Annotated in this window: 15 protein-coding genes, 1 tRNA gene and 2 pseudogenes; 11 read left to right on the forward strand and 7 right to left on the reverse strand. The window is 60.4% G+C overall.

Translation table 11 applies throughout. From position 1 onward, the window contains the following. Positions 1-152 precede the first annotated feature (152 nt). The 6 genes from PH552_RS29090 (at position 153) to PH552_RS29115 (ending at position 6204) form a co-directional block, all read left to right on the forward strand. A complete protein-coding gene (locus tag PH552_RS29090) occupies positions 153-1391 on the forward strand; it encodes an extracellular solute-binding protein (protein WP_112340043.1) in 1239 nt (412 codons plus the stop codon). A 73-nt stretch (positions 1392-1464) separates the two neighbouring features. After that, positions 1465-2349, forward strand: coding sequence for a carbohydrate ABC transporter permease (locus tag PH552_RS29095; protein WP_112340042.1), 885 nt, complete (start codon positions 1465-1467; stop codon positions 2347-2349). Then, positions 2349-3194: a carbohydrate ABC transporter permease gene (locus PH552_RS29100; RefSeq protein ID WP_112340041.1), complete on the forward strand. Its 846-nt coding sequence runs from the start codon at positions 2349-2351 to the stop codon at positions 3192-3194. The genes PH552_RS29095 and PH552_RS29100 overlap by 1 nt, the downstream gene beginning before the upstream one ends. Next, positions 3191-4213: an SIS domain-containing protein gene (locus tag PH552_RS29105; RefSeq protein ID WP_112340040.1), complete on the forward strand. Its 1023-nt coding sequence runs from the start codon at positions 3191-3193 to the stop codon at positions 4211-4213. Before PH552_RS29100 ends, PH552_RS29105 begins: the two co-directional genes overlap by 4 nt. Next, complete coding sequence (locus PH552_RS29110; protein WP_112340039.1) at positions 4214-5143, forward strand: PfkB family carbohydrate kinase; 930 nt, start codon at positions 4214-4216, stop codon at positions 5141-5143. Next, positions 5140-6204, forward strand: a complete 1065-nt coding sequence (locus PH552_RS29115) for an ABC transporter ATP-binding protein (RefSeq protein ID WP_112340038.1) — start codon at positions 5140-5142, stop codon at positions 6202-6204. Before PH552_RS29110 ends, PH552_RS29115 begins: the two co-directional genes overlap by 4 nt. A 1097-nt stretch (positions 6205-7301) precedes the next feature. Here PH552_RS29115 and PH552_RS29120 read toward each other — a convergent pair. The 5 genes from PH552_RS29120 to PH552_RS29140 form a co-directional block, all read right to left on the reverse strand. Next, the gene (locus PH552_RS29120) at positions 7302-7592 is read right to left on the reverse strand and encodes a type II toxin-antitoxin system RelE/ParE family toxin (protein WP_112340036.1); all 291 of its coding nucleotides are present in this window, start codon (positions 7590-7592) and stop codon (positions 7302-7304) included. Further along, positions 7589-7837: a CopG family ribbon-helix-helix protein gene (locus tag PH552_RS29125; RefSeq protein WP_112340116.1), complete on the reverse strand. Its 249-nt coding sequence runs from the start codon at positions 7835-7837 to the stop codon at positions 7589-7591. Before PH552_RS29125 ends, PH552_RS29120 begins: the two co-directional genes overlap by 4 nt. 293 nt (positions 7838-8130) lie before the next feature. Then, positions 8131-8406 carry a transposase gene (locus tag PH552_RS29130; RefSeq protein ID WP_112340035.1) on the reverse strand — a complete coding sequence of 92 codons (276 nt, stop codon included), beginning with the start codon at positions 8404-8406 and terminating at the stop codon, positions 8131-8133. Between the two features lie 210 nt (positions 8407-8616). Further along, complete coding sequence (locus PH552_RS29135) at positions 8617-9006, reverse strand: type II toxin-antitoxin system VapC family toxin (protein ID WP_285166487.1); 390 nt, start codon at positions 9004-9006, stop codon at positions 8617-8619. After that, positions 9003-9251: a type II toxin-antitoxin system VapB family antitoxin gene (locus PH552_RS29140; protein ID WP_112340033.1), complete on the reverse strand. Its 249-nt coding sequence runs from the start codon at positions 9249-9251 to the stop codon at positions 9003-9005. Before PH552_RS29140 ends, PH552_RS29135 begins: the two co-directional genes overlap by 4 nt. A 211-nt stretch (positions 9252-9462) precedes the next feature. Here PH552_RS29140 and PH552_RS29145 point away from each other — a divergent pair. Then, positions 9463-9729: pseudogene (locus PH552_RS29145) on the forward strand (conjugal transfer protein TraD). 45 nt (positions 9730-9774) lie between these two features. On the opposite strand, the gene PH552_RS29150 reads toward PH552_RS29145, so the two are convergent. Next, positions 9775-10674, reverse strand: a complete 900-nt coding sequence (locus PH552_RS29150) for a LysR substrate-binding domain-containing protein (protein ID WP_112340032.1) — start codon at positions 10672-10674, stop codon at positions 9775-9777. Between the two features lie 168 nt (positions 10675-10842). Here PH552_RS29150 and PH552_RS29155 point away from each other — a divergent pair, with 168 nt between their 5' ends. From PH552_RS29155 to PH552_RS29165, 4 genes and pseudogenes are all read left to right on the forward strand, one after another. Beyond that, positions 10843-11388 carry a sugar ABC transporter gene (locus PH552_RS29155; protein WP_112340031.1) on the forward strand — a complete coding sequence of 182 codons (546 nt, stop codon included), beginning with the start codon at positions 10843-10845 and terminating at the stop codon, positions 11386-11388. A gap of 353 nt (positions 11389-11741) precedes the next feature. Next, on the forward strand, positions 11742-12596 hold the full coding sequence (locus PH552_RS29160; protein ID WP_113251455.1) for an MBL fold metallo-hydrolase: 855 nt from the start codon (positions 11742-11744) through the stop codon (positions 12594-12596). A gap of 185 nt (positions 12597-12781) precedes the next feature. Further along, positions 12782-12901: pseudogene (locus tag PH552_RS33790) on the forward strand (helix-turn-helix domain-containing protein); the annotation flags it as partial. Positions 12902-12965: 64 nt separating this feature from the next. Beyond that, positions 12966-13667, forward strand: coding sequence for a LysR substrate-binding domain-containing protein (locus PH552_RS29165; RefSeq protein ID WP_285166488.1), 702 nt, complete (start codon positions 12966-12968; stop codon positions 13665-13667). Here the strand turns inward: PH552_RS29165 and PH552_RS29170 are convergent. Next, positions 13646-13722 (reverse strand) — tRNA-Met (locus PH552_RS29170). The two genes, PH552_RS29165 and PH552_RS29170, sit on opposite strands and share 22 nt — an antisense overlap. Positions 13723-13746: the final 24 nt, after the last annotated feature.

Here is a 13746-nt window from a genome sequence, read left to right on the forward strand (position 1 = left end):
AGTTTCATCAGGGAACGCAAGGGAGCCTTGAAGCTCCAAAACGCGCCGATCGATGCTCGGCAGCCAACCCGGCCAATTGCCTGCTCGACAACTGATGGCGACGTCAGCCGCCATTGGAAAAATCGCGTGACTGTCAAAAACCGGAGGCTGGAATGTTGAAATCATTGAACAAGACATTGCTCGGCGCAGCGCTGATCGGCGTATCCTTCGCCTCGCACGCCTTTGCCGAAACCACGATCAATGCCCTTTTCATGGCGCAGGCTGCCTATAGCGAAGCCGATGTGCGTGCCATGACGGATGCCTTCTCCAAGGCCAATCCAGACATCAAGGTCAATCTCGAATTCGTCCCTTATGAAGGCCTGCACGACAAGACCGTGCTCGCGCAAGGGTCCGGCGGCGGCTACGACGTCGTGCTCTTCGATGTGATCTGGCCGGCCGAATACGCGACCAACAAGGTTCTGGTCGACGTTTCCTCGCGCATCTCTGACGACACGAAGAAGAACGTGCTGCCGGGTGCATGGACGACGGTCCAGTATGACGGCAAGTACTATGGCATGCCGTGGATCCTCGATACCAAGTACCTGTTCTATAACAAGGAAATCCTAGAAAAGGCCGGCATCAAGACGCCGCCGAAGACCTGGGACGAACTGAACGAACAGGCCAAGATCATCAAGGACAAGGGTCTTCTCGCCACCCCGATCGCCTGGAGCTGGTCACAGGCCGAAGCCGCAATCTGCGACTACGCCACGCTCGTCAGCGCCTATAAGGGCGACTTCATCAAGGACGGCAAGCCGGACTTCCAAACCGGCGGCGGCCTCGATGCCCTGAAATACATGGTCACCAGCTACAAGTCCGGCCTCACCAACCCGAACTCCAAGGAATTCCTCGAAGAGGATGTCCGCAAGGTCTTCGAAAACGGCGATGCCGCCTTCGCGCTGAACTGGACCTACATGTACAACATGGCGAACGACCCTAAGGACAGCAAGGTCGCTGGCAAGGTCGGCGTCGTGCCGGCGCCGGGCGTTGCCGGCAAGAGCGAGGCTTCCGCGGTGAACGGCTCGATGGGTCTCGGCATCACGTCGGCCAGCAAGCATCCCGACGAGGCGTGGAAGTACATCTCCTTCATGACCTCGCAGGCAACGCAGAACCAGTATGCGAAGCTCAGCCTGCCGATCTGGGCCTCGTCCTATAGCGATCCGGCCGTTACAAAAGGCCAGGAAGAACTGATTGCGGCCGCAAAGGTCGGCCTAGCTGCCATGTATCCGCGTCCGACGACGCCGAAATATCAGGAACTGTCGACCGCACTTCAGCAGGCGATCCAGGAATCGCTGCTCGGCCAGTCTTCTCCGGAAGATGCGTTGAAGTCTGCTGCCGACAATAGCGGTCTCTGATAATCTCATCGGGCGGCGCCAATCGCCGCCCGCCTCTTACCTCCTCCATGAAGAATGAAAGAAGGGGCCTGCCATGTCCGGCACCTCCATGACAACTCGTGCCTGGCTTTTGATGCTGCCGCTGCTTGTGGTGATGATCGCCGTCATCGGCTGGCCTCTCGTCGACACGGTCGGCCTTTCTTTCACTGATGCCAAGCTGGTGGGAACCGGCGGCAATTTCGTCGGTATCGACAACTACACCAAGATGCTGGCGAACTCCAATTTCCAGCGCACCCTGATTACCACGGCCTGGTTCGCGATCGTCTCCGTTGCCGCCGAAATGGTGCTGGGCGTGCTGGCCGCCCTGCTGCTGAACCAGAATTTCAAGGGCCGCGGCGTGCTGCGCGCGCTGATGATCCTGCCCTGGGCGCTGCCGACCGTCGTCAACGCGACACTGTGGCGGCTGATCTACAATCCCGAATATGGCGCGCTCAACGCAGCCCTCACTCAGCTTGGCCTCATCGACGCCTACCGCTCCTGGCTCGGCGAACCGGGCACGGCGCTGACGGCGCTCATCGTCGCCGACTGCTGGAAGAATTTCCCGCTCGTGGCGCTGATTGCGCTCGCCGCCCTGCAGGCCGTGCCGCGTGATATCACGGCCGCCTCGCTGGTTGATGGCGCCGGCCCCTTCAAGCGCTTCCGCTTCGTCATCCTTCCCTATCTTGTGGGGCCGCTTATGGTGGCGCTGGTGCTGCGCACCATCGAGGCCTTCAAGGTCTTTGACATCATCTGGGTGATGACGCGCGGCGGCCCGGCAAACAGCACGCGCACACTATCGATCCTCGTCTATCAGGAGGCTTTCTCCTTCCAGCGAGCGGGGTCCGGCGCGTCACTCGCCCTCATCGTCACGCTGCTGGTCACGCTACTTGCCGCGGCCTATGCCGCCCTAGTGCGCAAAACCGCAGGGAGTGCCGCCTGATGGAACGCCAAAGCCCGCTCTTCACCTGTTTCATCTATGTCTGCGCCCTCCTCCTCGCCATCGTTATCCTGGCACCGATCGCCTGGCTCTTCATCATGAGCATTTCGCCGGCTGCCGATCTCGCTGCCAAGCCGTTGCGCTGGTGGCCGCAGACGGCGGATTTCTCGCGCTACAAGCTGCTGCTGTCGACGCTGGAAAACAGCGAGGGTGCCGCCTTCACCTCGTCGCTGCGCAACAGCATCGAAGTCGCAGGCATGGCGACCATCGCGGCGATCGCGCTCGCTATCCCCGCCGGCTGGGCCGTGTCGCGCACGCCGTCCGTCGGATGGTCACTTTCCATGGTCATCGCCACCTATATGCTGCCGCCGGTGGCGCTTGCCGTGCCGCTCTATATGGGCCTTGCCCATCTCGGCATGCTCAACAACGTTTTCGGCCTGGTGCTCGTCTATCTGACGATTCTCGCGCCATTCACGACCTGGCTGATGAAATCCGGCTTCGATTCCATTCCGAAGGAGATCGAAGCGGCTGCCATGATCGATGGCGCCGGGCTGTTCCAGACGCTGCGAATCATCACACTGCCGCTTGCGATGCCCGTGATGGCGACCTCGGCGCTTTTTGCCTTCCTGCTAGCCTGGGATGAATTCTTCTATGCGCTGCTCTTTACCTCGGACCAGCGCGCCAAGACCCTCACTGTCGCCATTGCCGATCTCGCCGGCGGCCGTGTCTCGGATTACGGACTGATCGCGACTGCCGGTGTGCTAGCCGCCCTGCCCCCGGTGCTGATCGGCCTTGTCATGCAACGTGCCCTGATCTCGGGCCTGACCAATGGCGGCGTCAAGGGATGACCATGACCCAAGAGAAAACCCGCCCCGCAGGCCTTGCTGCCATCGACCGCGAAATGGCCCGCCAGCATGCCGATGCACTTGCCTCCTTCGAGGCTGCGAGCGATATGGCCGCCAAGGCCGCTGCCTCGCTGAAGCGCACCGGCAGGCTCTTGCTACTCGGCATGGGCGGCTCGCATGCTGTCAACCGCGCCGTCGAGCCGCTCTATCGCGCCGCCGGCATCGATGCGATCGCCCTGCCGCTCTCCGAACAGCTCGGCCAGCCGCTGTCGCTTGATGGCCGCACGATCTTCATGACCTCGCAATCCGGTGAAAGCGCCGAAGTGCTGCGCTGGTTCAACGAGACGGGCGGCACTGCCGATACTTTCGGCCTGACGCTGGAGGGCAGCTCCTTTCTTGCAAAAAACGCGCTTTCTCTTGTCGGCGCCGGCGGTACCGAGCTTGCCTTTGCGGCAACCCGCAGCCTCACCGTCACCTTCGCGCTGCATCTGGCGATCTTCACCGCCCTCGGGCAGGATCCGGCGCCTGCGCTCGCCGTGCTTCGCACGCCTGAAACGCTCGATATTAAGCCTGCGCTCGCAGCACTCGCCAATGTCGCCACAGTCGTCACCTCGGGCCGCCGCCTGCAGGGCGTGGCCGAGGCTCTTGCGCTCGGCCTCACCGAACTGTCCCGCCGTCCGTGCTTCTCGCTCGAAGGAGGCCAGCTGCGACATGGTCCGATGGAAATGCTTGGCCCCACGATCGGCGCGGTGCTGTTCCGGGGCAATGATGCGACGGCGGACCTCGTAACGGCCATGGCCGTTTCCGCAGTCGAGACGGGTGCCCCAGTGATCGTCTTCGATGGCTCCGAGGAAGAACCGGTGCCCGGCTGTGTCACGCTGCGCTTCAAGCCGGAAACCGGACTTGCCGCCATCTTCCAGATGCTGCCCGTCGCCCAGTCGCTGATGATCGCCTTTGCCGACGAGCGCGTGGAGAATGCCGGCACGCCGATACGCTCCACCAAGATCACCCGGAGCGAATGAATGAAGCCGCTTGCAGTCATCGGCAATGTCAATATTGACCTGATCCTCGGACCGGCGGCGCCATGGCCAAGGGCCGGCACGGAGATCATCGTCGATCATGACGAACTGCGCGTCGGCGGTCAGGCGGGCAATAGCGCGCTTGCCTGGGAGGGCCTCGGCGTTGATTACGAGATCGCGGCCAATGTCGGCAGCGATCAGTTCGGACGCTGGCTCAGCGAGGCATTTGGCGCGCGCAGCAGCAAATGGCCTGTCAGCCCTGAGAGCACGACGCTCTCGGTCGGCATCACCCATCCCGATGGCGAGCGTACGTTCTTCACCACGCGCGGCCACCTGCCGAGGTTCAATCTCGATGACGTGTTTACGGTTCTCAACGGCGAGAAGCTTGCTGGCGGCTATGCGCTGCTCTGCGGCGCCTTCCTCACAGAAGATCTCACGCGGGATTACGATGCCTTGTTCGACTGGGCTGACAAGCACGGGATCACCGTCGCACTCGACACCGGTTGGCCGCTCGATGGCTGGACCAAGGAGAATTGCGACGCCACGCGGCGCTGGCTTTCCCGCTGCGGCGTAGCGCTCATGAACGAGGTCGAGACGACGACCTTGGCCGGCATGAATGATCCGGCCGAAGCCGCTCGCGCGCTCCATACCCTGATGCCCGAAGGCGCGATCTTCGTCGTCAAGCGCGGTCCGGACGGTGCGATCGCCATCGATGCCGACGGCGTGCTGGCTTCGGCCGCGGCACCAAAGGTTATTGTCGTCGACACGATCGGCGCCGGCGATGTCTTCAATGCCGGCTTCCTGGCCGCCCTTGCCCGCGGCGAGCCGCCTGCGGCCTGCCTTTCGGCGGGGACCGCGGTCGCGTCCCGCGCCATTTCCACACTGCCGCGCAGCTACGGCCCGGCCCAAGCATCCGAGGAGGCCGTTCAATGAGCGCGCTCGAAATCCAGAACATCCGCAAGAGCTACGGCGAAGTGGAGACACTGAAAGGCATCGATATTTCGCTCGAAAGCGGTGAGTTCCTGGTTCTGCTCGGCTCGTCTGGCTGCGGCAAGTCCACGCTTTTGAACATCATCGCTGGGCTTGCTGAGGCCACCAGCGGCGATATCCGCATCGGCGAGCGCTCCGTGCTCGGCGTGCATCCGAAGGACCGCGACATCGCCATGGTGTTCCAGTCCTATGCGCTCTATCCGAACCTCTCCGTTCATCGCAACATCGGCTTCGGCCTCGAAATGCGCAAAGTGCCTGCAGCAGAGCGCGACAAGGCGGTGCGCGAGACGGCGAAGCTTTTGCAGATCGAGGCGCTGCTGGAACGCAAGCCGAGCCAGCTTTCCGGCGGCCAGCGCCAGCGCGTGGCGATTGGCCGGGCGCTGGTACGCAAGCCGGAAGTCTTCCTCTTCGACGAACCGCTCTCCAATCTCGACGCCAAGCTGCGCATGGAGATGCGCACCGAGCTGAAGCGCCTGCACCAGATGCTGAAGACCACCGTCGTCTATGTCACACACGACCAGATCGAAGCGATGACGCTCGCGACCCGCATTGCCGTGATGCGCGACGGCCGTATCGAACAGCTCGGCGCGCCGGACGAGATCTACAATCATCCGGCAACGCTCTATGTCGCGACCTTCGTCGGCGCGCCGCCGATGAACCTTTTGAATGCGACCGCCGATCAGGGTTCGCTCCGCATCGACGGAACCTCGATCACGCTGCCGATGCCAGCGACGAAAGCTGGCATCAGCCAAGGACAGCAGCTTGTGGTCGGTATCCGGCCGGAAACCCTGCGTCTTGATGAGCACGGCTTGCTTGAGACGATCTGCGAAGTGGCAGAGTTGACCGGCCCCGAGCTGATCGTGACCGCGAAGGCGGGTTCGCAGCGGCTGATGGCCTGCCTGCCGCCGCGCACCGTGATCGCGGAGGGACAGACATTCAGGCTCGGCTTCGACGCGAGCTCGCTGCATCTCTTCGACCGCGCAAGCGGCCAGCGCTGCGAATAGGCCTTTAAACCCAGGAATATGATCGCCTCGATCCTCAATGGCCGGCGACCATCGCCACCGAAACAAAAGCGCCGGAAATTGCACACCTTTGGGGCTGTCTTCAGCGGCTGCCCATTCCTATTCAGCATATTGGCGGCCGCGCTCTTTCTTACAATATAGTTAAAGAAATCTACGCAATTATCTAAAAATACTTGATAATTTTGTGATATTTCAACAACCCTGCAATGTACCCGCAATTCTGACGAGCAAAATAACCTGCATCTCCTAACACCGATCCGTTTCCCGAGACGGGCGGCACGGGAGAGAAGCAGGAACCGTTTCCGGTTCTCCAACGCAAACAGAGACCTTGCGAGCCAACGGGTGGCGCATGGGTTTCGTATGGAGTTATTAATGTCTCTCAGCGCAAGAACGATTTCGTTCGCCACTTTGGCTCTGGCGGTTGCGACCAATGCCTTCGCCGGGCCCCGCCCGGCAGGCGCTGCATCAAGGAGATGCAGTCGCCGTACAGGATGGTGTTGCGGCGGGGCGCATTATGCGTCGTTCTGTTCGGTTTTCGGCTTGCGGATGGTCAAGCGCCCGTTGAGCGGCAGGGCTGTAAGCGTGATGTTGATGCCTTCGCCGTCACATGTGTCCATCCCGCGCCTACTCTCGTCCAATGCGCTTTGTCGCCTTCTCCCTCTACAACATAGACGGCGTAGTCGGGTTTGCTCTTTTGGGTCGGTTTCATGTTCGGTTCTCCCGTTGGTTATCCGGCTGCGCCTATCGTGGCCGGTCGGGGGATTTTGGCGACCGCGTTTTCTGAGCCGAAGGCGGACGCAGGCAACGGCAACACGGGAGCGTAGCGAATGGAGCGGGCAGCCGATTGCCGGCGGCAGAAACCGGGCGCATACCCCGACCGTTCCGGCCGCGTGGCTCAGCCGGTAACGGAGAACGACAGGAAGGTGGCCGGGGCAAACACCGCAGCCTTTTGCGATCGGAAGCCGACGACAGCCGCTTGTCACATGGACGGGAGGCAACTGACTAATCAGGGGCTATGCGATGAACAGCGGTTGTCCCGCCCCTATCCTCAGGGCGATTCCGTCAAAGTATCCGGCGCGTCAAAACGTCTGCGGCCACCGCTGATGAGCATGCATGACGGTGATAATCTCAATGTCCTGATTGACGCGGTATGGAATTATGTAGGGAATATCCGCGAGCACCACTTCACGGGTGCCCTTGATGCGGCCGGCACGTCCCGTCGCCGGAAAGTCCGCCAGTATGTCAGCAGCCGACACAATCCGCGCGACAACACGCGCAGCAGCGTCTGGATCGTCTTTCTGGATATACTCACCAATCTCATCAAGCCGCCGCAACGCTCGCAGCGTCCAGCGGATGCGTTTCCGACTCATGATTGACGGGCAGACTTGACGTACTTGCCGACAACCTTCGCCACATCATCATCGCTGGCAAATTCACCCCGGTTGGCTTCGGCCAACCCAGCCTCGATCTCGGCGAGCTGCCACTCTTGCTGTTCAACAAACGCCTCGATGGCCTCGGCCGCCATGTACGCGCGGGAGCGATCCAGCTTTTCCGCGATCTGATTAAGCTTGTCCGCGGTTTCATCCGAAACCCGCACAGTAAATGCAGCAGTCATGGCATCTAACTTTCTTTGGTTCACTATAATTATTGGTGAACCAATGTGGTTCGTCAAGGTTCTCGTGATATGGGCCTGGGGGCGATTGTCAGGAATACGCGATGCCACCCTCCAGATCGAGCGGCGGTAATACATCGTTGTCATGGGAAAATTTGGTTGTGGGGGCTCGCAACTAATCATTCCTGCGATTGTTCACGCGGGACATACCAAAGCTGGCACCATAACAATGACATTTTTGGCCCTGGCACGTCCGAGCCGCCGTGGGTAGGCATCCGGTCTGGGCCGCGCAGGAATTACTCAACAGTCTCCGCAGACACCTCCTCTTCGGGTGCCTGATCAAGCCGCCGAACCGCGCCGGACGCAAGTGCCGCGCGTCGCCAACCAAAAAGCTGAGAAGGATCCATGTCGTGGGCACGCGCAACCGCAGAGATGTTCGCGCCCGGAACGAGCGCTTGCTCCAGGATCAGAGCCTTATCCTTATCTGACCAAAACTTCGGCTTTCGCCGCTTCCGGACGGGTTCAGCCGTCAGAATCACGAACGTCCGGCCCTGATTCATATCTTCACTCATAGAATTCCCCGCATGATTCATGCGGAAAATGAGCGATATCGAGCCGCTATGCTACGTGGGGTCGCCTATACGCTTACAAATAACACCCCGTGGATCGGCAGTCATAGCTCTGAACCACGGAACAGTCCCCTGCCCTTAAACGCCTACACAAACGGATTGGAGATTGCCTGAAACGTCGCGGGGTTGATCCGGTCGCTATCAGCCACGAAGTCACGTAGCCGAACGGATATCCGTCTCGGTGAAGTCGTTGCCCTTGAACAGCAACGGTTCTCCGAAATCCTTGGCGAGAGCGTAGGCAAAGCAGTCGCCGAAATTCAGCCCGGCCTTGTGCCGGCCCTTCCCGAAATCGAGGAATGCCTCGCGCGCCAGATGACCCTGTTCAACTGTTACAGGTTCGATATCGATCGCTGCACGGCGGAAGAAGGCATCGGCCTGCCTCATACCTTCCGGCCCGAGCTGTTTCCCGATCACCATGGACAGTTCCAGATAGTTCGCCACACTGATCCGGCTGGCTGTGGAATCGTGGATCAGTCGCGTGAAGGCAGCTGCCTCCGGTTCACCGTAGAGGATCGCCACCATGGCGGATGTATCGATAATCATTTCGGCAGGCCGTCCTCGTCATAGAGGAGCTCGGCGTGATCGGCGTAAGGCCGCTTCAGGTGAACCGCGGCCCTGTCAGCGATCGCCAGAAGCTCTTCGACGGAGGCCCTACCCCTCTGTTTTTCGATTTGTGCATACCGCTCCCGCAGCGCGTCGGTCACGACACGGCTCATGCTCTGCCCGGTCGCATGGGCAATCGCCTGAGCCAGGCGATGCGCTTCGGGATCTTTCACGTTGAGGCTCATGTGGAGGTGCTCCGCTTCTACCTAATCAACCAATCTTCTACCATTCTACCCCATTGCAGCGCAACGACTAAGTCTGGAAGACAATCAAGAGCAGCATGGTTTCGGGGGAAATTACGCCGATCTCAACCGGCAAATGACGGCGACAGCGGCGGCACTCAGGCGCGACCGTTCGGCACGCAACCGGCATCGGGCGGCGAAGGCCAGAACTGACATGCGGACGTGGCAGATCGAGCGACGAAAGCGGACGCGCCATCTGATCGAACTCGGCGGGCTCGTCGTCAAATCCGGCGTTGTCGAACTGACGAACGATGATCGCGCCGTCATGCTCGGCGCGCTCATCTGAATGGCCGAAAAGCTTAACAGCGAAGACGGTGAACGGGCGCGGGAACTGTGGGCCGGAAAGCGGAAAGAGGCGTTCGAGGCGGAACGTCCAGCAGACGCGCATGAAAGGACTCAACCGCAGCAGGATCGGACGTAACCGATGGCGGGCGGAGCGGACCCCACATCGCAGCGCTGCCTGACATCAAAGCATTGGGTTTGACGATCGAGCTTCTTTGATAAGCCAGTTTGCGAACACTTGTATTGGTCCCCCACTCAATCGGATCGGCTCCGGCAGGATGAGGCAGAAGGTCTTGGAGATCGACGTGCCATCAGGCCAGGGTGCGACCAAGCGACCTTCCGCCAATTCGGCTTCGATATAGAGGCGCGGCACCAGCGCAACGCCGAGGCCGGCCAACGCGGCTTCGATTTGCATGGAGTGAAGATCGTAACGGGCACCAACCGCAGGGTTGGTTAGCTCGATACCTGTTTCCTGCGCATAGCGTTGCCAGACGTCCGCGTTCTGGCGTCGATGAAGGCGCGGCAGTTCATCGAGAGATGCCATGCCTTCGCCTTTACCGAGAAGAGCCGGATGGCAAACGGGAACCAATGTCTCTTGCAACAGGCGATGCGTTCTCATTCCCGTCCATGCGGGGTGCTCGAAATGGATCGCGGCATCGAAACCGCTTCCGGCAAGCACAAAAGGCTCCATCCGTTCGGCAAGATGCACGGTGATATTCGGGTGCACTTCGCGGAACCGCGCCAATCGTGGAATAAGCCAGCGCGTGGCAAAGGTCGGGATGGTGGCGATGTCGAGGCTCGCGCCATCGCTGGGCTGCCCCATTAGGTATTGGCTGTCTCGTTCCAGCCGGTCGAGCGTCTCGCGAACCTGAAGCGCATAACGCTCTCCATTTGGCAGAAGCCGAACGCGATTGCCGACCCGCTCGAACAGCGTGACGCCGAGGAACGCTTCCAGCCGAGCGATCTGGCGGCTGATCGCCCCTTCGGTCAGAGCCAGCTCGTCGGCAGCGCGCGCGAAGCTTCCATGACGAGCGGACGCCTCGAACGCCATGAGTGCGGAATTGCTGGGAATCTTGCGGCGCATGACGGCTCCTGACAGGATGGCTTGGCATTCGCCCCCCTGCCACCTTGATATTCAATCACTGAAGCATGATTCAATATCGATATACAGGCAAGAATTGGCGATCCATCATGAGAAAATATCAACGATAGACAAGCCGGAAGCGCTGCGCTTTCGGTCGAAGGTGGCGCGATGATCTATACGGTAGAATGCAGCTTTGCTGATCCAGCCAGCGAAGCGGAATGGAACGACTTTTACAGCCTGGACAAACTGCCAGCGCTCATTTCTGTGAGCGGCTTCCATACTTCGCAGCGTTTCAAGGCGTTGAGCCCCGGCTGCCCTGTCTATCTCGCCCTTCATTCGATTGATGGCCTCGATATTCTGACGGGTGAGGAATATCGCCATAAGGGCGGCGGCAATTTCGCACGCTGGCAGCAGCACATCATCGACTGGCACCGGAACCTCTACGGCGGCGTCGAGCGCGCGCCAGCGATTGGCGATGGCGAATATCTGGCGTCCAGCGCAGCAGGCCCCGAGCCGCTGACCCGGCTGGGCCTCACCCCATATGCGATGCACGCGGTCGCTATGGAGAAGTTCCCGGAACACCGCTGGCTCGCCAAGGTGGAGCGCGGCAATGCGCCTGACATCGAACATCTTCCGGAAGGCGTCCATGTCTATGTGCCGATGACGGCGCAGTTGACGAACGACGGTAACGCCGCTGTCGGGAAGGCGCGGTAGCACCGATGCCGAATGTCACGATCTACATTCCTGCGGACAGGATGCCGCCGGACGCAGCTCTCGTAGGCCTCACGGAGCAATGCACCGAACTTTGCACCGGCATCCTTCGGGCCGCGTTGGAGAAAGTGCATATCGTCTATGTCTCTGTCCGGCACGGTCGGGGGCACCCCGCTTTCGCGGAAATCCGATATCGCCTTGAGCCATTTCGGACGCAGCCGGTCATGGCGCAGTTCATGGAGGGGCTGGACGACGCCATAAGACGCAATACCGACCTCACCGCGCGCATCCGTTGCTTTGGCTATGAAGCCTCGAGCATCCACGCACGAAATTGAGCCGACGCCTGGAGGAGAACCATGTCTAGTCTCGTATTACCCAACCATCAGATCGGTGACTTGACGATCACTGCCGTCAGTGATGGCTATCTCCATACCAGTTTCGATTTTCTCGCGAACATCGACCCGGTTGACGCCTCGCGTATGCAGGAAAAAGCAGGGATAGCGGATCATACCTCGATCCATATCAACTGCTATCTGGTGCGCGGAGGCGGCCGCACGGTTCTGATAGACGCAGGTGCGGGCGGCCTCAAGCAATGGGGCGGCCGATTGAAGACCACTTTGCTGCTCGCGGGCATTCAGCCTTCGGAGATCGACGCGATCCTGTTGACGCACGCCCATCCTGATCATGTTGGAGGGCTGATGGACGCTTCAGGGGAAGCCGTCTTTCCGAATGCCGAACTTGTCGTCCACCGTCGGGAAGCCGCGTTCTGGCAGGACGACAGCAATCTGAACCGTGCGCCCGAACGCGCCCGTGGCAACTTCCTCGTGGCCCGTCAGGCATTCGACGGCTATCGCGAGCGGCTGCGCACCTTCGATGCCGGTGAGGTCCTTCTCGGCATGTCGGCGGTTCCGCTTCCGGGCCATACCGCGGGGCACACCGGATATCGCCTCGAATCCGGCGGTCAAAATCTGCTGGTTTGGGGAGATATTGTCCATTTCCCCGAGATTCAGATTCCGCGGCCCGACGTGTCGATTGCGTTCGATCAGGATGCACATCTCGCCGCCGAGACACGAACGAGGCTGCTGGACCTTGCCAGTTCGGAACACCTACTAATTGCGGGGATGCACCTTGGCGAACTCGGTTTCGCTCAAGTCGAGCGAAGGAGCGCAACCTACAGGATCGCTTATGAGGAATATCGATCTCTTGCCTGAGGCCGAATTGTTGGCTCAGGGTAACGTCAAAGACCGTACCACCAGTGGCGCGCTGCGCAGGTTCAATCCGATCCGATTTGGAAACCGGGCGCAGAATTTGCGCCTAGGGCGACGGAATGCGTGGGCGGCGAAGTAAGGCACTGGGCGAAGAACGGGTAATTACTATTGCTGGCGGCCGCATCCCGATGGTCGCCCTGATTCAGACGCTCGCTGTTGCAGAGTATCTTAGCTTTCGTGGCGCAGCTCACGCCCTCGGAACCAACCAGTCAAGTGTCAGTTTGCGGATCAGGGCATTGGAGCAAGACCTTGGCATCATCCTCTTCGACCGAAAGACACGCGGCGTCCGGCTGACCGAGACAGGACGCCGCTTTGTCGATCAGGTCGATGATGCCGTGGAAATTCTTGACCGTGCCATCAAAACCGCCGGGATGCGCGCGCGGCGAGGAAGGAGAACTTCACACCGGAGTTCATTCTCTCGCATCAGGCGGGTTTCGCGACCGGCTGCTGGACCGCTTCCGCAGCCTTCATGCTGGCGTTGGTCTGCACATCACCGAAGGCACAGCAAGAGACGCACAGTTCATGGTGCGGGAAGACCAGCTTGACGTTGCCTTCATGGCCTGCACCCACGAAATCCCCGATCTGCATTCCCGCATCATCTGGCACGACCGCCTTATGGTCGTCATGCGGGAAGCCTACCCGTTGGCGCAGTGCGATCGCATCGCATGGCGAGACCTCGCCACGGAAACCTTCCTTGTGCGGGAGGGCGGAATCGGCCCGCAGCTTCACGACCTCATCGTGGTCCGCGCGGCGGGGAAATGGCCGATTCCCACAATCCTGCGCTGCGATGTGGGAGCGGCGCTAGGATTGGGATTTGCGTTTATGCTTTGGGCCAGCGATTGTTTAGTGCTTGGGGAGGTTATTGTTTTGTTAGGCGGCTTTGTATTGTGGAGCGTGGTTTGGTTAGGCTTTTTTCTGGGGGCTGATTGGTTGGATGCTTTCGGCGTTGGCAGAACGCAAAAAGCCCGCTTGAAGCGGGCTTTTTTTGTAATTGGTTGCGGGGGCAGGATTTGAACCTGCGGCCTTCAGGTTATGAGCCTGACGAGCTACCGGGCTGCTCCACCCCGCGTCACCAGCGTAAACCCGAAGGGTT

The sequence above is a fragment of the Rhizobium aureum genome (assembly GCF_030182495.1).
GTDB lineage: Bacteria > Pseudomonadota > Alphaproteobacteria > Rhizobiales > Rhizobiaceae > Rhizobium > Rhizobium tropici_C.